The 19,981-nt window shown below is 72.0% G+C and carries 20 protein-coding genes and 2 tRNA genes; 13 read left to right on the plus strand and 9 right to left on the minus strand.

Annotated features, from left to right (window positions below; genetic code table 11):
* Window positions 1–79 precede the first annotated feature (79 nt).
* Entirely contained in the window at window positions 80–1,348 is a 1,269-nt protein-coding gene (locus ACE3QY_RS10280) for a deoxyguanosinetriphosphate triphosphohydrolase (protein WP_374455919.1), read from the plus strand.
* A gap of 7 nt (window positions 1,349–1,355) precedes the next feature.
* Here the strand turns inward: ACE3QY_RS10280 and ACE3QY_RS10285 are convergent, their stop codons facing one another.
* The 3 genes from ACE3QY_RS10285 to ACE3QY_RS10295 are packed head-to-tail and all read right to left on the minus strand — an operon-like array spanning window position 1,356 to window position 2,353.
* Window positions 1,356–1,682, minus strand: a complete 327-nt coding sequence (locus ACE3QY_RS10285) for a YtxH domain-containing protein (RefSeq protein ID WP_374455920.1) — start codon at window positions 1,680–1,682, stop codon at window positions 1,356–1,358.
* 19 nt (window positions 1,683–1,701) lie between these two features.
* Entirely contained in the window at window positions 1,702–1,953 is a 252-nt protein-coding gene (locus ACE3QY_RS10290) for a DUF3618 domain-containing protein (protein WP_374455921.1), read from the minus strand.
* Window positions 1,946–2,353 carry a phage holin family protein gene (locus ACE3QY_RS10295; protein ID WP_374455922.1) on the minus strand — a complete coding sequence of 136 codons (408 nt, stop codon included), beginning with the start codon at window positions 2,351–2,353 and terminating at the stop codon, window positions 1,946–1,948. Before ACE3QY_RS10295 ends, ACE3QY_RS10290 begins: the two co-directional genes overlap by 8 nt.
* Before the next feature lie 115 nt (window positions 2,354–2,468).
* On the opposite strand from ACE3QY_RS10295, the gene dnaG reads away from it, so the two are divergent.
* The 3 genes from dnaG (at window position 2,469) to ACE3QY_RS10310 (ending at window position 5,066) form a co-directional block, all read left to right on the plus strand.
* The gene (gene dnaG, locus ACE3QY_RS10300; RefSeq protein ID WP_374455923.1) at window positions 2,469–4,370 is read left to right on the plus strand and encodes a DNA primase; all 1,902 of its coding nucleotides are present in this window, start codon (window positions 2,469–2,471) and stop codon (window positions 4,368–4,370) included.
* A gap of 61 nt (window positions 4,371–4,431) precedes the next feature.
* Window positions 4,432–4,938 carry a hypothetical protein gene (locus ACE3QY_RS10305; RefSeq protein WP_374455924.1) on the plus strand — a complete coding sequence of 169 codons (507 nt, stop codon included), beginning with the start codon at window positions 4,432–4,434 and terminating at the stop codon, window positions 4,936–4,938.
* A 52-nt stretch (window positions 4,939–4,990) separates the two neighbouring features.
* Window positions 4,991–5,066: transfer RNA gene (locus ACE3QY_RS10310), tRNA-Asn, on the plus strand.
* A gap of 55 nt (window positions 5,067–5,121) precedes the next feature.
* Here the strand turns inward: ACE3QY_RS10310 and ACE3QY_RS10315 are convergent.
* Window positions 5,122–5,868 (minus strand): hypothetical protein, encoded by a 747-nt coding sequence (locus ACE3QY_RS10315; RefSeq protein WP_374455925.1) that lies wholly within the window; start codon window positions 5,866–5,868, stop codon window positions 5,122–5,124.
* A gap of 408 nt (window positions 5,869–6,276) precedes the next feature.
* On the opposite strand from ACE3QY_RS10315, the gene ACE3QY_RS10320 reads away from it, so the two are divergent.
* From ACE3QY_RS10320 to ACE3QY_RS10345, 6 genes are all read left to right on the plus strand, one after another.
* On the plus strand, window positions 6,277–7,080 hold the full coding sequence (locus ACE3QY_RS10320) for a hypothetical protein (RefSeq protein ID WP_374455926.1): 804 nt from the start codon (window positions 6,277–6,279) through the stop codon (window positions 7,078–7,080).
* Window positions 7,081–7,138: 58 nt separating this feature from the next.
* Entirely contained in the window at window positions 7,139–8,023 is an 885-nt protein-coding gene (locus ACE3QY_RS10325) for a LysR family transcriptional regulator (protein ID WP_374455927.1), read from the plus strand.
* A 138-nt stretch (window positions 8,024–8,161) separates the two neighbouring features.
* Entirely contained in the window at window positions 8,162–9,151 is a 990-nt protein-coding gene (locus ACE3QY_RS10330) for an ABC transporter substrate-binding protein (protein WP_374455928.1), read from the plus strand.
* Window positions 9,148–10,422 (plus strand): glycine betaine/L-proline ABC transporter ATP-binding protein, encoded by a 1,275-nt coding sequence (locus ACE3QY_RS10335; protein ID WP_374455929.1) that lies wholly within the window; start codon window positions 9,148–9,150, stop codon window positions 10,420–10,422. Before ACE3QY_RS10330 ends, ACE3QY_RS10335 begins: the two co-directional genes overlap by 4 nt.
* A complete protein-coding gene (locus ACE3QY_RS10340; RefSeq protein ID WP_374455930.1) occupies window positions 10,415–11,320 on the plus strand; it encodes an ABC transporter permease in 906 nt (301 codons plus the stop codon). Before ACE3QY_RS10335 ends, ACE3QY_RS10340 begins: the two co-directional genes overlap by 8 nt.
* Before the next feature lie 26 nt (window positions 11,321–11,346).
* A complete protein-coding gene (locus tag ACE3QY_RS10345) occupies window positions 11,347–12,270 on the plus strand; it encodes a TauD/TfdA dioxygenase family protein (protein WP_374455931.1) in 924 nt (307 codons plus the stop codon).
* A gap of 86 nt (window positions 12,271–12,356) precedes the next feature.
* Here ACE3QY_RS10345 and ACE3QY_RS10350 read toward each other — a convergent pair whose 3' ends face one another.
* Complete coding sequence (locus ACE3QY_RS10350) at window positions 12,357–13,097, minus strand: PIG-L deacetylase family protein (protein WP_374455932.1); 741 nt, start codon at window positions 13,095–13,097, stop codon at window positions 12,357–12,359.
* A gap of 98 nt (window positions 13,098–13,195) precedes the next feature.
* Here ACE3QY_RS10350 and ACE3QY_RS10355 point away from each other — a divergent pair, with 98 nt between their 5' ends.
* Complete coding sequence (locus tag ACE3QY_RS10355; protein WP_374455933.1) at window positions 13,196–14,389, plus strand: molybdopterin-dependent oxidoreductase; 1,194 nt, start codon at window positions 13,196–13,198, stop codon at window positions 14,387–14,389.
* Window positions 14,390–14,410: 21 nt separating this feature from the next.
* On the opposite strand, the gene ACE3QY_RS10360 is transcribed toward ACE3QY_RS10355, so the two are convergent.
* Together ACE3QY_RS10360 and ACE3QY_RS10365 are read right to left on the minus strand one after the other, a co-directional pair.
* Window positions 14,411–15,718 carry a DUF1501 domain-containing protein gene (locus ACE3QY_RS10360; protein ID WP_374455934.1) on the minus strand — a complete coding sequence of 436 codons (1,308 nt, stop codon included), beginning with the start codon at window positions 15,716–15,718 and terminating at the stop codon, window positions 14,411–14,413.
* Between the two features lies 1 nt (window position 15,719).
* Window positions 15,720–17,171: a DUF1800 domain-containing protein gene (locus ACE3QY_RS10365; protein WP_374455935.1), complete on the minus strand. Its 1,452-nt coding sequence runs from the start codon at window positions 17,169–17,171 to the stop codon at window positions 15,720–15,722.
* A 122-nt stretch (window positions 17,172–17,293) separates the two neighbouring features.
* Here ACE3QY_RS10365 and ACE3QY_RS10370 point away from each other — a divergent pair, with 122 nt between their 5' ends.
* Window positions 17,294–18,250, plus strand: coding sequence for an N-acetyltransferase family protein (locus ACE3QY_RS10370; protein ID WP_374455936.1), 957 nt, complete (start codon window positions 17,294–17,296; stop codon window positions 18,248–18,250).
* A 12-nt stretch (window positions 18,251–18,262) separates the two neighbouring features.
* A tRNA-Ile gene (locus tag ACE3QY_RS10375) sits at window positions 18,263–18,339 on the plus strand.
* Window positions 18,340–18,562: 223 nt separating this feature from the next.
* Here the strand turns inward: ACE3QY_RS10375 and ACE3QY_RS10380 are convergent.
* The gene (locus ACE3QY_RS10380; protein WP_374455937.1) at window positions 18,563–18,895 is read right to left on the minus strand and encodes a helix-turn-helix domain-containing protein; all 333 of its coding nucleotides are present in this window, start codon (window positions 18,893–18,895) and stop codon (window positions 18,563–18,565) included.
* Window positions 18,896–18,969: 74 nt separating this feature from the next.
* A complete protein-coding gene (locus ACE3QY_RS10385) occupies window positions 18,970–19,581 on the minus strand; it encodes a hypothetical protein (RefSeq protein ID WP_374455938.1) in 612 nt (203 codons plus the stop codon).
* Window positions 19,582–19,981 lie beyond the last annotated feature (400 nt).

Consider the following 19,981-nt stretch of genomic DNA (forward strand, 5'->3'; position numbering starts at 1 on the left):
GCTGCTCGCCGATCTGTTGTCCCCATTGTAGTCCGGTTGCCCACAGCTCGGCCGCCGCGCTCGCTAGGCTGACCGGCCGATGAGCATCGAGGACCTGTACGACGACTCGGCGCGCGAGCGCCTGGTCGCCGAGCCGCCCAAGCGCGTGGACGCCCCCGTCCGACTGGCGTTCGAGCGCGACCGGGCGCGGGTGGTCCACGCGGCGGCGTCGCGCCGGCTCGCGGCGAAGACCCAGGTCGTCGGTCCGCAGACCGACGACTTCGTCCGCAACCGCCTCACGCACAGCCTGGAGGTGGCGCAGGTCGCCCGCGACCTGGCGCGCGCCCTGGGCACGCACCCCGACATCGCCGAGACCGCGGCGCTGGCGCACGACCTGGGCCACCCGCCGTTCGGCCACAACGGCGAGCGGGTGCTGGCCGAGCTCAGCGCGGACTGCGGCGGCTTCGAGGGCAACGCCCAGACCCTGCGCCTCCTGACGAGGCTGGAGTCGAAGACCGTCGACGCCGAGGGTCGGTCGGTGGGGCTCAACCTCACCCGGGCCACCCTCGACGCGTGCACCAAGTACCCCTGGCCGCGCTCCGAGGCCACCGGGCCGCACGGCGTCCACGCCGACGGCACGCCCCGGGTCGTGGTGAAGTTCGGCGTCTACGACGACGACCGCCCGGTCTTCGACTGGATGCGCACCGGCGTCGAGGGGCGGCGGCGCTGCCTCGAGGCGCAGGTGATGGACCTGGCCGACGACGTGGCGTACTCCGTGCACGACGTGGAGGACGGCATCGTCGCCGGTCGACTCGACCTCACCCGCCTCGACCGCGACGGCCTGTGGGAGACCGTGCGCTCCTGGTACCTCCCCGGCACCGACGACGATGTCCTCGACGAGGCGCTCGCGGGGCTGCGTGCCGTCGGCAGCTGGCCGCAGGCGCCGTACGACGGCTCGCGCCGCAGCCTCGCCGCGATCAAGAACCTCACCAGCGACCTGATCGGTCGCTTCTGCGGCAGCGTCCAGCAGGCGACCTTCACTGCGACCGGCGGCGACCCGCTCGTGCGGCACCGCGCCGACCTGGTGGTTCCGGGGCAGACGGAGGTGGAGATCGGCGTGCTCAAGGGCATCGCGGCCCACTACGTCATGCAGGCCGACGACCGGGTGTCGCTGATGAAGCGCCAGCGCACGCTGGTCGCCGAGCTCGTGGAGGGGCTCTGGTCGCGTGGCGTCGACGGCCTCGACCCGGTCTTCGTCGAGGACTGGGAGGCGGCCGGCGACGACGCCGCGCGACGCCGGGTCGTCATCGACCAGGTCGCCTTGCTCACCGACGCCAGCGCCGTCACCCGCCACGCCGCCCTGACGTAGACCGCCCCTACGGCAGGTCGCCCTGCGGGTAGGGGTCGTCCTGCAGTGCCACGTTGTCGGGGTTGAGCTGGTCCTCGAGGTCGGACCTGTGGTGGCCGTTGCCCGAGGGCGTCACCTTGTCGGCGGCGGTGCTCGCGGCGGACGCGACCTTGTCCTTGACCACCGGTGCCTTCTCCTTGGCCAGGTCGGCGGCCTGGTGGGCCTTCTCCTGGACGCGTGGGTCGTCCTTGACCCGGGTGGCGGCCTTCTTGATCTGCTCGTAGCGCTCCCGACCGGCTCTCGTGCCGAGCACGTACCCGGCCGCGGCGGCGATCAGCAGGGGCAGCTTCTTCATGGGGGATCCTTCCGGTTGGTCAGCGGTTGCGGCGCAGGCGCCAGACGATCAGGACGAGGGCCATCGCGGCGAGGGAGCCGCCCGCAGCCAGCACCTCCGGGCGGGGCGCGCCGGTGTCGGTGGTGGCGGAGTCCTTCAGGTCGGCGACCTTCTGCTGGGCCTGCGACTTCACGTCGAGCTTCGCGGCGAGGTCGTCGACCGTCCCGGCGAGCTGCTCGCGCTGGAGCGCGACCTCGGCCTCGAGCTCCTCGGGGCTCTTCTGCTCAGGCATGGTGGTCTCCCTTCACCGTGGCGATGTCCTCCTTGAGGCCCTGGATGGCACGCTCCGGGGCAGGCGGGGCTGCCTCGGTCACCTTGTTCTTCCCCACCAGGCCGGCGACGGCGGCGCCGACGAGGAGGACGACCGCGACGATGAGCGCGGCGAGCCAGGCATCGACGACGGTCGCGAGTCCCAGGATCGCCGTGGTGATCAAGGTGGCCAGGGCGAAGAAGCCGAGCAGGCCGGCGACGCTGAACATGCCGATGCCGACACCTACGCGCTTCCCCTTCTGCGCGACCTCGGCCTGGGCCAGCCGGATCTCCGAGCGGATGAGCTCGGGGATCTGCTGGGACAGCTGGTGGACGAGTGCTCCGAGGGTCTGACCCTCTGGCGCTCCGTGCTGAGCGGTCATGGCTCGACCTTCGCAGACGTCTCGACGCCACACCAGCACGGTTCCCCCGAAGGGGTGCAGCGACGATGTGGAGACCCCGCCGCAGGAGTGGGTGCGCGCCCGTAGACTCCCGGGCGTGGCAGGCCGGATTCGCGACGACGACATCGCCGAGGTGCGCGAGAAGGCGCGGATCGACGACGTCATCTCGGGCTACGTCACGCTCAAGCGGGCTGGGGCCGGCACCCTCAAGGGCCTGTGCCCGTTCCACGACGAGAAGACTCCGTCGTTCAACGTCAACCCGTCGCGCCAGTTCTTCCACTGCTTCGGCTGTGGCGAAGGTGGCGACGTCATCGCGTTCCTGATGAAGGTCGACGGGCTCACCTTCACCGAGACCGTCGAGCGGCTCGCCGAGAAGTACGGCGTCCAGCTCCGTCGCGAGGACGGCGACGACGAGCCGCAGCGTCCGCGCGGCCCGGCCCGCGGGCGGCTCATCGAGGCGCACAAGGTCGCCCAGGAGTTCTACGCCGAGCAGCTGGCCACCGCGGACGCCGTCGTGGCCCGCCAGTTCCTGCACCAGCGCGGCTTCGACCAGGCCGCCGCCGCGACGTTCGGGGTCGGCTTCGCGCCGCGCGACGGCGAGGCGCTGCTGCGCCACCTCCGCGGGCGCCGGATCACCGACGAGGAGTCGGTCGCAGCCGGTCTCGTCGCCCTCGGCCGCTCCCACTACGACCGCTTCCGCGGGCGTCTCGTCTGGCCGATCCGCGAGGCCAACGGCGACACCATCGGTTTCGGTGCGCGCCGGATCTTCGACGACGACCGCATCGAGGCCAAGTACCTCAACACCTCCGAGACCGCGATCTACAAGAAGAGCCAGGTGCTCTACGGCATCGACCTGGCCCGCACGGCGATGAAGGACAGCCAGCAGGCGGTCGTCGTGGAGGGCTACACCGACGTGATGGCCTGCCACCTCGCCGGGGTGAAGACGGCCGTCGCGTCGTGCGGCACCGCGTTCGGCACCGACCACGCGCGCGTGCTGCGCCGCTTCATGGGTGACCACGGCACCGGCGGTGAGGTGATCTTCACCTTCGACGGCGACTCGGCCGGCCAGAAGGCCGCGATGAAGGTGCTCGAGAGCGACCAGGTCTTCGCCTCGCAGACCTACGTCGCCGTCGCGCCGGAGGGGATGGACCCCTGCGACCTGCGCCTGGAGGAGGGCGACGAGGCGGTCCGCGAGCTGGTCGCCAAGCGCCAGCCCCTCTACCGCTTCGCCCTCGACAACATCCTCGCCCGCTACGACCTCGACCGTGCCGACGGGCGCGTCGACGCCCTGCGCGACGCCGCGACGCTGGTCGCGAGCATCCGCGACAAGACCAAGGTGGAGTCGTTCTCCCGCGAGCTCGCCCACATGGTCGGGATGGACGTCGACGACGTGCGCGCCGAGGTGCGCCGCGTCGCCAGCCGCCCTGCGCCGCGCCCGGACGAGCGCCGTACGTCCCGCGCGCCGGAGCCGGCCGCGGCGCCCGAGCCTCCCCGTCCCGCCTTGCCGAGCCTCTCCGACCCGCGCTTCCTCATCGAGCGTGAGCTGCTCAAGCTGGTCGTCCAGCACCCTGCGAGCGTCGGCCGGACGACCACGCACGTCACGGTCGACGACTTCACCCACCCGACCTTCCAGGGCGTGTGGGCGGCCGTCTCGGGCGCTGGCGGCCCGGCAGCGGGCGCGCAGGACCCCGGCTGGTCGACCAGGGTGAGGGGGGCGACCACGGACCCCGCCGTCGCGGCCGCGATCACCGAGCTCGGCGTCGAGCCGGTGCGCGGCACGTCCGACCCCGACCCGTCCTTCGCCGTGGCCTACGTCTACAAGCTCCAGGAGCGCACGACCGCGCGCCGCATCGCCGACGTCAAGGCACGGCTCCAGCGGACCAACCCGGTCGACAACGCGCTCGACTACAACCGGATGTTCGGCGAGCTGGTGATGCTCGAGCAGCACCGCCGCAAGCTCCAGGAGGGCGCCGTCGGCCAGGGGAGCGGTCAGCCATGAACACCCCACGACGTTCTTCTCCTCCGCTGCGCTCCTCCGAACAACGCCGCAGGGACCCCGCATGAGCCCGCGCTTCGGACGTACGTCGTCCCCGGACGTCGCGGTCGCGGCGGGGGAGAAGGTCCTGGCGTCCACCACCGCGGCGGACGGGACGGTCCTCGCCGGCACCCGCGACGCGTTCTACGTCGTCGCGGCCGGCGGGACCCGCCGGGTGCCGTGGGAGCAGGTCGAGGCGGCCGACTGGGACCGCGACACCGACACCTTCCGGCTCTCTGAGGTCGGCACGTGGGGCGAGCAGCGTCCGGTGCACACCGCCACGCTCGACGAGCCGGGCCGGCTGCTCGAGCTGGTCCGCGAGCGCGTCACCGCGAGCGTCGTCCTGCAGCGCCACGTCGCGGTGGCCGGGCGTCGCGGGCTGCGGGTCATCGCCCGTCGCGCGCCGGCGGGCAGCGGCGCGATCCAGTGGGTCTACGAGTACGACGAGGGTGTCGACCCCGACGACCCGGACGTGCGCGAGGCGGCCCGCGCCGCCCTCGAGGCGATGCGACGCGACGTGGGGCTGCCCTGATTTCACCCGCGGTGTCCGGGCTTGCTAAGGTTTCGCCTCGCTGCACAAGCGATCCCCTGTAGCACCCCGGGCAGAGCATTCGGCTGTTAACCGGTGGGTTGTTGGTTCGAGTCCACCCGGGGGAGCCAGAGAAGGGCCCGTGGCGATCCGCCTCGGGCCCTTCGTCGTGCTGGTGCTACCGCGTCACTTGACGCGGACCGCCTTGGAGGTCGCACCCGGGACCGGCGGGCCGCCGCTGCCGACGATGACCTCACCGGCGCCGGCGAAGACCGCACGCACGCGGTCGCCCTTCTTGGCCTTGAACTTCGCCTTCGCCACGCCCGCGGCGTCGGTCGTGCCCTTGGCGACCTTCTTCCACTTCTTGCCGACCTTCTTCTGGAAGGTGACCTTGCCGCCCTCAGCGACCGGACCGGTGGTCGAGCCGACGGTGACGGACACCTTCGCGGTGGCGGTGACCTTCGCGCCCTTGCGCTTGGCCTTCAGGCCGACCTTGGACTTCGCCTGGCCGACGACCTCGATGGTGCCCTCGACCTGCTTGGCGCCGAAGACCGTGGGGCCGGTGCCGACCTTGTAGTCGGTGGTGGTGGCGACCGTGTAGGTGCCGTACTTCTCGTAGACCGAGCAGAGCTGCAGGGCGCCGGAGTTGGCGGCCGGTGCGCCGTTGAAGGTGCCGAAGGACTCGCGGTGGGCGTTGGTGCCGTCCGGGGCGATCAGCTCGATCACGATCGACCAGTTCGTGGTGCCCTCGGGGAGCTCGACCGAGTAGGTGTAGGCGTGGTCGATGCAGGTGTTCTCCGGCAGCACCGCCGTCGGTGCGAACGTGAGCGTCGCGTCACCGGGCGCAGCCTGTGCGGGCGACGCGATCGACAGGGTGGACATCGCCAGTGCTGCGACGGCGACAGCGCCGCCGAGGCGCGTGAGGATCTTCATGCAGTGGATCTCCTTGGTCGTGTCCGGACGGTTCCGGACCTGGGTGGGACACAGGCCCGTACGTCACCGCACGCAACCCCCGTTGTGCGCGGGAAAGGTAGCAACCGCCCCCGCGTGGTCGGTCTCCTACCCCGGTCGGGCTCGACCCAACCCACCTGGCAGGACGTCGACGCACCGGGACGCACGACGGGGCCCGACGCCGAGCGCCGGACCCCGTACCTCGCACGCCGTTGTGCGACGCGTCCCGGGAACCCCATGCCACGCGCCCGGGCTGCTCCTCCACCCTGCGACGCCGACGTTTCGGTCCGGGGCGGTCCCCGGTTGCCACCACGTAACGCTTTCGCCCGGCCCTGTGAACTGTGCGTTACACCGTCGGGTACGCCGCTCGCGCTACGCAAGGGTGGTGGCATGAGCGCGGATCCCGGCCCGGTCGACCCGGCCGTCTTCGTCGTACGCCCTGACGGCACCGTGGTGGGGGACGACGGTGCGGCGGGCGCGCTGGCCGCCGCGCTGCCCCACACCGGGCGGCTCGCCCGCCGGATGGGGGAGCTCGTCGACGCAGGCGACCTACGGGCCCTCGAGGCGCTCGGCCTGGCGCGCCTCGCCGTGGGGGTGACGTGGACACCCGCAGGGGAGGGCACCTACCGGGCCCGGGTGACGCCCCTGGAGGCCCGCACGGTCCCGACCTACACGGTCGTCGGGGCGGTCGACACCTCGGCCGCCGTCACGCACTGCCTGACCCGCATCATGTCGGTCGAGGGCGTGCAGTGGAGCTCGGTCGTGACGGCGGGCTCCCGGGTGGTCGCCGCTCTGGGCGACCGCGAGGAGCTGCACCACCTCGCCGAGGTGGGCAACCGCATGCTCGGCATCCTGCGCTCGCTCGAGGACCGGCACACGACCGGCTTCATCCGGCTTCGCTTCGAGCGCGGCGACCTGATCGGCGCCTCGCTCGGCCGCCACGCGCTCGTGGCGTGTGCGATCTCGGCCGCCGACGACGCGCTCGTCACGACGATCGACGAGGTGAGAGCCGTGCTCGCCGGCCACGACCTGTCGACCGTGACCTCCGAGATCCACCGCGACGCCACCGAGCCGGCGACGGAGGCGGCCGAGCCGCAGCCGGTCACGCCGCCGCCGCTGGTCGGCGCGCGGTTCGCCGGGGCGGGCGAGCGCGCGCCGCGGACGCGGAGGCGCTCCCTCTTCCGCTCCCGATAACCTGACCTCGTCCACAAACAAGGTGGACAATGGGACGGCAGGAGCGGGAGGACACCCGATGGAGCGCAGGCACCTCGAGTTCTTCCTCGCCATCGCCGACGCGGGGAGCTTCACCCGCGCGGCCCAGGTCCTGCACATCGCGCAGCCGTCGCTGTCGTACTCGATGCGCACCCTGGAGGCCGAGCTCGGCGCCGCCCTCTTCGAGCGGCACGGACGAGGCGTGCGGCTCACCGCTGCCGGTGAGGCGCTCGTCGGCCCGGCCCGCCGCGCCGTGCGGTCCTTCGGCCTGGCGGCGAGCGCCGTGCGCGGGGTGACCGACGGTGGCTTCGGGCTGCTCCGCATCGTCTCGAGCACGACGTGGGCGGTCCACCCGCTCGTGGGGCTGATCGGCCAGTTCCGGCGGTTGCGACCGCACGTGCGGTTCGAGGTGACGGACCCGGCCGCCCGCACCGTGGTCCTCGACCAGGTCCGCACCGGGCAGGTCGACTTCGGTCTCGTCGACGGGCCGCCTCCGGCCGGCGCGCTCGCCAGCCTCGAGCTGGCCGAGCAGCAGCTGCTCGCGGTCCTGCCTCCCGGCAGCGGCCAGGGCCTGACTTCGACGGTCGAGGAGCTGGTGCGGCACGGCCTCATCGGCACGCCCCGCGGCACCGCGCTGCGGGGCCTGCTCGACACGCACCTCGAGGCAGCCGGGCAGGCCACGGACGTGATGGTCGAGACCGCCCACGCCGCGTCGGTCGTGCCGCTGGTCCTCTCGGGCGCCGGGGCCGCCGTGCTGACCGAGGGGATGGCCACCGACGCCGCGACGAAGGGGGCCCGGGTGGCGCGCCTGGAGCCGGAGGGCCGCGCCGCGGTCTCGCTGGTCTGGCAGGGCGCCGGGCTCGACGGCGTCGCCGCCGACTTCCTCGACCTGGTGCGCGAGCACCGTGCCGACCCGGCGTCCTGACCGGGAGTCATAGAGACCGTCTATTCCTGCCGCTCACAAGCGGTCTGGGAGAGGGTGCGGCTGCGCTTGGATCCGTGTGTCACGTAAGTCTATCGTTTCACTCATATATTGAGTCAGCCTTCCGGACCAGGAGCACCCATGACCCACCGCACCACCACCCGTCGCGGCCGCGGCGCCCGCCTCGCCGTCGTCGCCACCCTCGGCCTGAGCGCGGCGCTGACCGGCTGCGCGTCCGACAGCGACTCCGACGACGGGTTCGCCAGCAGCAGCTCCGGCGGCGGCACCGACTCCGTCGTCTTCGCCGAGCAGCCCTGGGTCGACCTGCAGGTGGAGAACGAGATCGCCGTGCAGATCCTCGAGGAGCTCGGCTACGACGCCTCCATCAAGAAGAACCTCTCCGTCGAGAACGCCGCCTCGGCGCTCGGCACCGGCGACATCGACGCCTACCTCGGCAACTGGTGGCCGTCGCAGGAGCCGACCTTCGGCGAGCTGATCGACGGCGGCGACGTCGACGTGGTCTCCACGATGGTCACCGGCACCGAGTACGCGCCGGCCGTGCCCGGCGACGTCGCGGAGGAGCTCGGCGTGAAGTCCCTGGCCGACCTCGACGAGCACGCCGACGCGTTCGGCCGCACGATCTACGGCATCGAGGCCGGGTCGCCCGGCAACGAGACCATCCAGGCCGCCATCGACGCCGACGCCTACGGACTCGGCGACTGGGAGCTCGTCGCGAGCGGTACGCCGGCGATGCTGGCACAGGTCGAGAAGTCCGAGAAGGCAGGTGACCCCATCGTCTTCCTCGCGTGGAGCCCGCACTGGATGACCGTGCAGTTCGACACCGTCTTCCTCGAGGACCCCGACGAGGTCTGGGGCGGCGCCGGCGAGATCCGCACCGTCACCCGCGCCGGGTTCGCCGACGACAACCCCGAGATCAACGAGTTCCTCGGCAACCTGGCCTTCACCACCGACCAGGCGGGCGAGTTCTACTACGCCCACGACAAGGACGGCCAGGACCTCGCCGACATCGCCTCCGAGTGGATCGACGCCAACCCCGACGTCGTCGCGTCCTTCCTCGAGGGCGTGGACGACGCGGACGGCAAGCCCGCGGCCGAGGCGTTCGCGTCGTGACCGCGGGCCAGCACCGGGCCGACGAGCCCGCCGCCGAGCAACCGGCCATCGAGGGCCGGTCGCTCTCCAAGGTCTACGGCCTCGGGGACCGCCAGGCCGCGAAGGCCCTCGCCGCCCCGGACCCGGCGCGTGCGGTCGCCGCCGCCGGCGGCTACCTCGGCGCCAGCGACGTCAGCCTCTCGATCGCCCGCGGCGAGATGTTCGTCGTGATGGGCCTCTCCGGGTCGGGCAAGTCGACCGTCCTGCGGATGATCAACCGCCTCAACGAGCCCACCGCGGGTGAGCTGCTCATCGACGGCGAGGACATCACCGGGGTCAGCGACAGCCGGCTGCGCGAGATCCGCAACAACGACATCGGCATGGTGTTCCAGCACTTCTCGCTCTTCCCGCACCGCACCGTGCGCGACAACGCGGCGTACGGCCTCAAGGTGCGTGGTGTGGGCAAGGCCGAGCGCCGCGAGCGCGCCGACGCCGCGCTCGCCCGTGTCGGGCTGGGCGACCGCGGCGACAAGCTGCCCCACGAGCTGTCCGGCGGCATGCGGCAGCGCGTCGGCCTCGCCCGGGCGCTGGCCGTCGACCCGCCGATCCTGCTGATGGACGAGCCGTTCTCCGCGCTCGACCCGCTCATCCGCCGCGACATGCAGGACCTGCTGCTCCAGCTGCAGGCCGAGGACCGACGCACCACGGTGTTCGTCACCCACGACCTCAACGAGGCGATGCGCATCGGCGACCAGGTCATGGTGATGCGCGAGGGCCGGGTGGTGCAGTGCGCGCCCGGCGCCGAGATCGTCGCCCACCCGGCCGACGACTACGTCAGCGAGTTCGTCGCCGACGTGGACCGCGCGCGGGTGCTCACGGCGTACGACCTGCTCCGTCCCGCCCGGCTCGTGTTCTCCGTCGCCGACCGGCCCGACGAGGCGCTGCGCCGGCTCGGCGACAACGAGGCCCAGGGTGCCTACGTCACCGCGGCCGACGAGCGGCTGCTCGGCGTCGTCACGGACGCCGCGCTGCTCGCCGCCGCCAACCGCGGCGACCGCGACCTCGCGGGAGCGGTGTCGCAGGACTTCCACCGCGTCGAGCCGACCGCGCTGATCGGTGACTTCATGCACCGTGCCGGCCGTCAGGTCGTCCCGGTGACCGTGGTCGACGAGCGCGGCCGCCTCAGCGGCGTCGTGCCCCGGGCGACCATCCTCTCCGCGCTGTCCACGGCCTCGCCGCAGGAGCGCGACCGGGAGGAGCGGGAGCTGGAGCTGGAGGTGGCCCGTGCCTGACCTGCGCATCGGTGAACGCGGCGAGAGCGTCATCGACTTCATGACCGAGCACCTCGGCGGCTTCTTCGACCTGCTCAAGGAGGTCCTCAACCTCGGCCTGCGCACGGTGTACGACGCGCTGACGGCGCTCACGCCCGTCGCCATGGTCGTCGTCCTCGTGGTCGTCGCGCTGCTCGCGACCCGGCGGGTGCTGCTGTCCGTGGGCCTGGGCCTGGGGCTGCTGCTCATCCAGTCCATGGACCTGTGGGCGGAGACGATGCAGACGATGGCGTCGGTGGTGGTGGCGACGGTCGTCGCCCTGCTCATCGGCATCCCGCTCGGCATCTGGTCGGCGTTCGACCCGGTGGTGCGGAGCATCCTGCGACCGGTGCTGGACCTGATGCAGACCCTTCCGGTCTTCGTCTACCTGCTGCCGACGATCCTGTTCTTCGGCGTGGGCGACGCGCCCGGGCTGGTGGCGACCATCGTCTTCTCCGTCCCGCCCGCGGTGCGACTGACCCAGCTCGGCATCAACCAGGTGGACGCCGAGACCGTCGAGGCCTCCGTCGCCTTCGGCGCCTCGCGCCGCGAGGTGCTGCGCGAGGTCCAGCTCCCGCTCGCGATGCCGTCGATCATGACCGGCGTCAACCAGGTGATCATGCTCGCGCTCTCGATGGTGGTCGTCGCCGGCCTCGTCGGCGGCGCTGGCCTGGGCGGGGTCGTGGTCAACGCCGTCCAGGGCCTCCAGATCGCCGCCTCCATCGAGGGCGGCCTGGCCGTCGTCGTGATCGCCATCTACCTCGACCGGGTCACCGCGGCCCTCGGTGGGCAGGGCCGGGCCGAGCCCGCCTGGTGGCCGCGCCGCCGGCCCACCGCACGCCTGGCCCCGGCGCCTGCCGAGCCCGCAGCCGCCGCCTGACCGCTTCTGAGAAAGGAACCTCCACCATGACCTCGACCCTCGACCGTCCCACCGTCACCGTCCAGCAGCTCGGCGGGCGGATCGGCGCCCGCATCGACGGCGTCCGCCTCGGGGGCGACCTGCCCGACAGCACGGTCGCCACGATCCGGGAGGCGCTGCTGCGCCACAAGGTGGTCTTCTTCCGTGGGCAGGACCACCTCGACGAGGCGGGCCACCAGGCCTTCGCCGAGACCTTCGGCCCGCTGACCACCGCCCACCCGACGGTGAGCACGGGCAGCGGCCGGGTCTTCAAGGTCACCGCCGACAAGGGCATGGCCGCCAACGCGTGGCACACCGACGTCACCTTCGTGGACCGGGTGCCGGCGATCAGCGTGCTGCGGGCCGTGCACCTGCCGCCCTACGGCGGCAACACGGTGTGGGCCAACACCGTGGCGGCGTACGACGCCCTCCCGGCGCCGCTGCAGGCGCTGGTCGACGGCCTGTGGGCGGTGCACACCAACAGCTACGACTACGCGCAGCGCGACGAGGACTCCGAGCAGCCCGACGCCAACTACACGCGGGCCGACTTCGCCTCGCAGCTGTTCGAGACCGAGCACCCGGTGGTGCGCGTCCACCCCGAGACGGGGGAGCGGTCGCTGGTGCTCGGCCACTTCGTGAAGTCGTTCAGCGGCTTCAACAGCGCCGAGTCGATCGCCCTCTTCACCCTCCTGCAGAACCGCATCACCCGGCTGGAGAACACCATCCGCTGGACCTGGCAGCCCGGCGACCTCGCCGTGTGGGACAACCGGGCGACCCAGCACTACGCAGTGGCCGACTTCGGCACCGAGTACCGCGAGATGGCCCGCATCACCGTCGCCGGCGACGTCCCGGTGAGCATCGACGGGCGGCCGAGCCGGGTCATCCACGGCGACGCCGAGGCGTACTCCCGCCTCGACGAGCTGATCAGCTGATCGCTTATCGGCTGAGAGGTCCGGGGACGGCGCCGGCACGCGCACGGGGGTGTGCCGGCGCCCTCACCCCCGCCGTCACCCCACCCTCACCCCCAGCCGAGCGGGAACACCTCGAACGTCGCCGCGTGCGTGACGCCGAGCCCCTGCCCGCCGGCGCGGAGGATCCCGTCGAGGAACTCCTCGGGGTCCCAGCCCTCCCAGCCCAGTCCGTCGATGTAGGCCTTGTGCTCCTTGAGCGACGCCACACCGGCGTCGAAGGTGTCGCTGACGTCGACCGCGTGCGTCGACTGCGGCGATCCCGCCGCCCAGACCGCGCGCACACCGCCCCACGGCTCGAGCCCCTCGGTGAGCTGCTCGGGGAAGATCCACCGGTTCCCCGCATCCCGTACGGCGTCCAGCAGGGCCTTGCCCACGGCGATGTGGTCGGCCTGGTTGAGGTTCGTGCCGCCGAAGGTCTCCCGGAAGTTGATGGTCACCGCGACGTCGGGCCGGTGCCGGCGCACGACCTCGGCGATCCTCGCCCGCAGCGCGACGCCGTACTCCAGCACGCCGTCGGGCAGCCGCAGGAACTCGACCTCGTCGACGCCGACCACGCCGGCCGAGGCGATCTCCTCGGCCTCGCGGGCGGGGCGGCACTCGTCGGGGTGCATCCCGTCGATGCCCGCCTCGCCGCTGGTCACCATGCAGTAGACGACGCGCTTGCCCTGGCCGGTCCAGCGCGCGACCGCGGCCGCGGCGCCGTACTCGATGTCGTCGGGGTGGGCCACCACGAACAGCGCGGTCTGCCAGTCCTCGGGGAGGGTCTCGTAGGTCGGAGGGTTCGCCATGGCCTGAGCATGGCACCGGCCCCTGACAGGTGTCTTCCCCTCCGCGCGAGGCGGCATTGTGTAGTGAATCAACCGTATTGCTCGTATATGATCGACGCATGACCCTCGTGACTTCCCGTCGTGGATTCCTGGCCGGTGCTGCCGTCGTCGGTGGTGCGGCGCTCGCCCCGGTCTCCTGGCCGGCACCGGCGCTCGCCCGCCCGGGGCTGATCGCCAAGCCCACGCCGCCGGAGTGGTTCATCGACCACGGGTCGAACGCCGAGATGCTGTGGGGCTCGGTCGACCGGGCGAGCTACCTCACCCCACAGTCACGCCTGTTCGTGCGCAACCACACCAAGACGCCGACGATCGCCGCCGGCGACTACGCCCTGCGCGTCTTCGGCGACGGCCTCGCCACCGCGCGACCCGAGGCGGACGCGCTGTCGCTCACGCTGCGCGACCTCCAGCGCCTCCCGCGCCACCGGCTCACCTCGGTCCTGGAGTGCACCGGCAACGGCCGCCGCTACTACGCCGCGCAGCAGGGGGAGACGGTGTCCGGCACGCCCTGGGGCCTCGGCGCGGTCGGGACCGTGCGCTGGGAGGGCGTACGCCTGCGCGACGTGCTGCGCGCGGTCGGCCTCTCCCGCGACGCCGTGTCGATCCAGGCCGCCGGCCTCGACGACCCCTACGTCAACGGCGGCGTCGACCACGGCCGGGTCCGCCGCCCGTTCCCCGTCGCGAAGGCGCTGGACGACGCCCTGCTGGCCTGGGGGATGAACGGCGAGGACCTGCTGCCCGACCACGGCTACCCGCTGCGGCTGGTGCTGCCCGGCTGGGTCGGCATCGGCAGCATCAAGTGGCTGGGGACGCTCGAGGTCTCGCGGTCCGAGCTGACCTCGCCGTGGAACACGCAGTGGTACCGGATGACCGGTCCGCAGTGGCCGGCCGACGCACCGGCGCTGACCGTCAACCCGGTGCGCTCGGCCTGGGAGCTGGCCGACGACGCCGTCCTGCCGGCCCGTCCGGTCACCCTCACCGGCCGCTCCTGGAGCGGGGCCGGCCGCATCAGCCAGGTCTCGGTCAGCCTCGACGACGGCGCCTCGTGGCGCCCCGCGGTCCTCGACCGCCGGTCGCGCCAGGACGCCGGCTGGACCCAGTGGTCGGTGCTCTGGGGCAGGCCGCGGCCCGGCACCCACCACCTGCTCGCGCGCGCCACCGACGAGCTCGGCCGCACCCAGCCCCTCCGGGCGGCCGTCAACAGCCAGGGCTACTTCTTCGACGCGGTCGTGCGCCAGCCGGTCGTCGTCGCCTGAGCGTCCGGCGGCAGTCCGCGCTCAGGCCATGACGCCGACGGACTGGGGTGCGAAGCCCGGGAACACCTGGGCCACGCTCACGCCGAACCGCTTGGTGACCACCTCGGTCAGCACGCTGCGGTAGTCGGTGGTGACCAGCAGGTCGCCGTCGAGGGTGTTCTGCAGCCCGGGCCACGAGCCGTAGTACTTCCCGCCCCGGACGCCCGCGCCCGCGACGAACATGACGTTGCCGAAGCCGTGGTCGGTGCCGTAGTTGTCGTTCTCCTTGACGCGGCGGCCGAACTCGCTGAGCGTCACGAGCGTGACGCGGTCGGCGGCGGGCCCGAGGTCGGCGAAGAAGGCCGCGATCGAGCCGGCCAGGTCGCCCGCGTTGCGCTTCATGTCGCCCCAGTCGAGCGTGCCGAGGTCGGTGTGCATGTCCCAGTCGCCCTGGTCGACGGTGATCACCTCGGCGCCGACGCCCGACCGCACGATGCGCGAGACGTCGGAGAGGGCCTTGCCCAGCGTGGTGCCCGGGTAGGGCGTCGCCGGGGCGCCGGCCGCGGTGTCGCGGGCGGCGCCGAAGGTCTCCGCGCCCGAGATGGCGTCGCGCACCGCCCGGTTCATCGGGCCGCTGCCCTTCCAGGCGTGCTTGAGCGCGGCGAGGCGCCGGCCGTCCTCGTCCGTGCCGGCGACCTTCGCGCTGTCGACCTTGCCGACCACGAACGCCGGCTCGGTGCCGAAGAGGGAGGTCGGGACCTGGTTGCCCATCGCGGTGCCCTGCAGCGGCGATGCGCCGGGCAGCTGGCCCAGCAGCCGGTTGAGCCAGCCGTTGCGCTCGGTCGAGCCCGGGGCAGCGTCCTCGATGGCCTCCATCGCGGCGAAGTGCGAGCGGTTGGGCGTGGCCATGCCGGTGGCGTGCACGGCGGCCAGCGTGCCGGCGTTCCACATCGGCACGAGCGGGGCGAGCGCGGGGTGCAGCCCGAACATCGCGTCGGGCACCAGCAGCGACGTGTGCGGTACGCCGATGCGCGGGCGCGCGGCGTAGTAGGTGGGGTCGGCGTGGGGGACCACGAGCGAGAGCCCGTCCGCGGCGCCGCGCAGCGACAGCAGCACCAGCACCGACCCGTAGGGGTTGGCGAGCCGGGACGCGGGCCGGTGGGTGACGGCGTACGCGCGCGGGCCGGCGCCGCTGAGCCCGGGGCCGAGGGCGACGGCGCCACCGGCGAGGAGGGTGCCGCCGAGCAGGGCGCGGCGGCTCATCGCCGTGCGGGCCTCGTCGTAGTCGGGGCACCCGCACGCGCGGGCGGACGGGGTCGGGGAGGTCGGGGAGGTCGGTGAAGTCGTCATGTCAGCACGCCAGGTGGTCGGGGGAGTCGAGGACGGCGGCGAGCAGTCGGGGGAAGCCCCACTGCACGAGCTCGTGCTCGCGGTCGATGCGTTCCCTGGGCTTGCAGCCGGTGGCCAGGCACGCCGTGGTGAGCAGGCCCTTCGTGGCCGGGCGGTGGAGCAGCTCGCGGCTGACCTCGTCGACGAGGTCGGCGAACTTCACCGCCTTCTTCGCCGGCACCCACTTCTCGGGCTTCTTGTAGTGCAGCCCGACCGTGGGCCACCAGCCGCCGGCCATCGACCAGTGCATGCTCATCGAGCCCAGCGCCCGCGACGGGGACGCCCAGATCTCGTCCCGGACGGGAGTGCCGTCTGGGCGCGGCCAGGCGTGCGGGGAGAGGCCCAGCCCCTGCGCCTGCCAGAGGATCGCGTTGGCGCCGGAGTCGTCCTGGCCGGGACGGTCGATGCCCACGCCGAGCGCGCGGTAGGTCGCGACGACGTCCTCGCTCGGGTCGCGCAGCTTGCGCCCGGCGGAGCCGCGGAACTCCTTGCTCGCCACCAGGGCGCGGAGCACCGGGACGATCTCGGTGTCGTTCTTCAGGTAGACCTTCGCGAGCCGGTTGACCAGCGCCCGCGGCGGGTCGTCGCGCACGAACTTGGTGGCCAGCCGCTCCGCGATGTGGTGGGCCGTCAGCGGGTGGTGGGCGAGGTAGCGGAGGTAGTCCTTGGTGACCTGGCGGCCGTCGCCCTTGGCGTTCTTGTCGCTGAAGCCCTTGACCTTCACGCGGCCGCGGTAGTGGTCCTCCTTGACGTACGACGCGGCCCAGCTCTCCCACAGGTCGACGTGCCACCCGGTGAGGATCCGGGCCGAGGCCTTGACGTCGTCCTCGCTGTAGTTGCCGGCGCCGAGCGTGTGCAGCTCGAGGAGCTCGCGCCCGAGGTTCTCGTTGGGCGCGGTCTTGGTCGAGGTCGCCGCCGAGAGGAAGATCAGCATCGCCGGGTGCGTCGTCGTCGCGACGAGCATCTCGTCGAAACGGCCGAGGGCGTGCTTGCGGATCGTGTCGCCGTAGTCGACGCGCCAGGTGAACTGGGCGTCGCCGCTGGCCGGCACGTGCAGCATCCCCTCCCAGAACTCGGTCATCTTCTCGAGCACGGGGCGCCGGGTGCGGATTCGGCGGACGAGGAGCCAGCGGCCGTAGTCGGCCATGACCTCCCAGCCGCCGCGCACCTCCTGCACCTGCCGCTGCCAGAGGTCCCTGGGCTTGCGGTCGAGGTCCGGCCACCAGCGGCGCACGGAGTCGGCCGCGCCGTCGGGGAACGACCCCGGGCGGGTGATCTGCCGTTCGAACCACGCCTGCGCGCCGCCCGCGCGGGCGACGTCCCTGGCGAGCGCGGCGTCGACGCCGTAGCCGAAGCGCGTGACGAGATGGCGCTGCGACGGGGTCAACAGCTGCGACTTCTTGTTCCTGGCCACCGAGGTCCTCCCGTACCCGAGCCACTTCCGAGACGGATCACTGTCCCATGCCGGGAGCCGGACACGAAGTCGAACTCGTATTTCGTTTGCTGCCGCGGTGCGACGTGGGGTCCCATCACCCGGTGGAGATCCAGGAGCTCGACACGTCCGACCCGGCCGCCCTCAGGGCCTGGCACGGCGCGATGGAACGGGCCGTCCGGGCCGACCGCCCGCACGCACTGCTCAGCACGTACGCCGCCTTCGAGGTGACCGCGACCGCGCCGAGCACCTACTACGCACGCACCTGGCTAAGGGCGGTCGAGGGCGGGGAGGTCGTCGGGACCGCCGAGCTCGAGCTGCCGCTGGAGGAGAACCTCGACGTCGGCTGGTGCGAGGTCGCCGTCCTGCCGGACCACCGCCGGCGGGGGACCGGGCGGGCGCTGTCGGACGCCGTCGCCGAGCGGGCCCGCCGGGCCGGCCGCACGCGGCTCGGGGCAGAGGTGACCGTCGACCTGGTCGTGCCAGGGCCGGGCCACGCGTTCGCCGCAGCCATGGGCGCGGAGGACAAGCACCGCGAGGACCACCTGCTCGCCGACCTCCCCGTCACTCCCGCGCCCATCGACCCGGCGTACGACCTCGTCGCGTGGCAGGGCCGCTGCCCGGACGAGCATCGCGCGGCCTACCTGGCGATGCGCAACCAGATGAACGCCGACGTCCCCATCGGCGAGCTCGACCTCGACGTCGAGGTCCTCGACGACGCACGGCTCGCCAGCTCGGAGGAGCGCCTGATGAAGGCGTACGACGTCCGCGTGGCCGCCGCGCGTAGGCGGTCGGACGGCACGTTCGGGGGCTACTCGCTGCTCTTCGTCCCGCACGGCTCCGACCTCGCCTGGCAGGACGACACCCTCGTCATGCCCGAGCACCGCGGGCACCGCCTCGGCGCGGCGCTGAAGACCGCGAACTACGCGGCCCTGCCGCCAAGGATCCGGCAGGTGCACACCTGGACCGCCCCGAGCAACGCCGCCATGCACCACACCAACACGGCGCTCGGCTTCCGCGTGGTGGAGCACGTGTACGAGGTCGAGGCGGTCATCGCCTAGGGTGCGCCCCGAGGGGCGGTAGCTCAGTCGGTCAGAGCAGAGGACTCATAATCCTTGGGTCGTGGGTTCGAGCCCCACCCGCCCCACCAGCAGGGCGTCCGCGAGTCTGAGAACCATGCGTGAATCGACAGGACCATCAGTGGACCTCCTCGGACTGCAGCGGACAGATCTGGACGGATGTGGACGGTGGCGATGTCACGTGTGAATCAGCGTGTGACGACCGTACTCGTACTTTACTGTCAGTGAAATAGTCGTCATGCGCTGCCGATGGCAATTTCGATGGTGGCCCGAAAATGATTGAGCAGACGTGCCTCAATCCGACGTGGATCCGTCCTGCCGGTACTCGCGGCCCCTCCCGTCGGGAGCGCGCTGGGGGAGGTCGGCAGGTGCGTGCGTCGTCCCCCACGGATAGACGCCGGTGAGCAACTCGCTGGCGACAGTGCCCAGCGCAACAGCCAGGGAGTCGAGGACCGGCAGGGGAGGAAGCCGATTGCCTCGCTCGATCAGGCTCAGATATGACTGCGTGATGCCAGCGCGCTCGGCGACGTCGGCCAGCTGGAGTCCTGCCTCGACCCGGCGGGACCGGAGGCTCGCCCCGAGCAGCAGGCGACCGCTGACCACTCGGTCCTCATCGTCTGGGGGCATGCGAGGACGCTAGCGTGCCCGGCGGCTTCCGCGAGGAATCAGTAGGTGCTTCCGGGCGGAAGGGCGTCGGAGGGTCAGCCATCACGATCGGGAACCCACGGACCTGCTTGCAGGTTCGGCACCGTGGCTAATCGCGCCGCGGTCGACCTTCGGAGCGTGCGGATCAGGAGTCCAACGGCTTCGGCGAGGTGCTCCGCGGCCTCGACATCAGGCTGCTGGATCGTGCGTCGAGTCCTCACTCCTTCGCGCAGTGCCGCGACATGGGCCAGCGCCTCGTACCTGCTGCTCGTCGCGGTGTCGACGTCGATCAGGGCGAGTTGTGAATGGTCCTCGACCCCGGCCTCACGTCGTCGGTGCGACAGCTCGACAGCCGCCGCATCCACCTGGTCGGCCAGCTGAAATACGCCCTCGCTGAGCCTGTCGGAGGGAGCGATCCCCCGGACGTAACAGTCAGCCACGCTCGCGGCTAGATCATGGGCCGCGGTCGCCATCGCGTCGAGACTCCGCGGGTCGCGCGACCGCATCTGCCAGCCGACGTCCGCGGCCATCATCATCAGCTCGACGAGCGACTCGCGATCCCCCACCAAAGCGGCGTCAACAAGATCGGGGAGCGTCTCCACCAGGCTCGACACGATGGCCGGCCGGTCGTAACGGGTTGCGGGAACGCGATCCCTTCCGGCTGTCACCTCTACTACACTAACAGTAAAGTAGTGATGTGGGTTGCCGTCCGGCGGAGGGGAGTGCTGCAGTGAGTGGGATCCACTCGACGACCGAGCTCCATGACGACCAGACGGGCTGCTGGCAGGTCACGACGAGGACGTCCATCTACGTCCTCGATCTCGATGCCCGAACGGTCTTCCGGGTTCCTGGCGTGAGCTACGAGCACGGGCTGTCGAGGACGCGACTACCTGTGTACGTGACTCGCCCGCATCCCGGCGACCGTCGCCCCGAGCCTCTGTTGCGGCTCAAACACTGCGTCGTCGGCGACCCCATGCGGCTACGTCGCTTGAGAGACGAAGGAGACCTGACGTCGACACCGGTCATCCACATCGTTCGCCTCAATAGTGCGGGCACCTGATCGGAGAC

It is taken from the genome of Nocardioides sp. (assembly GCF_041913365.1).
Taxonomy (GTDB): domain Bacteria; phylum Actinomycetota; class Actinomycetes; order Propionibacteriales; family Nocardioidaceae; genus Nocardioides.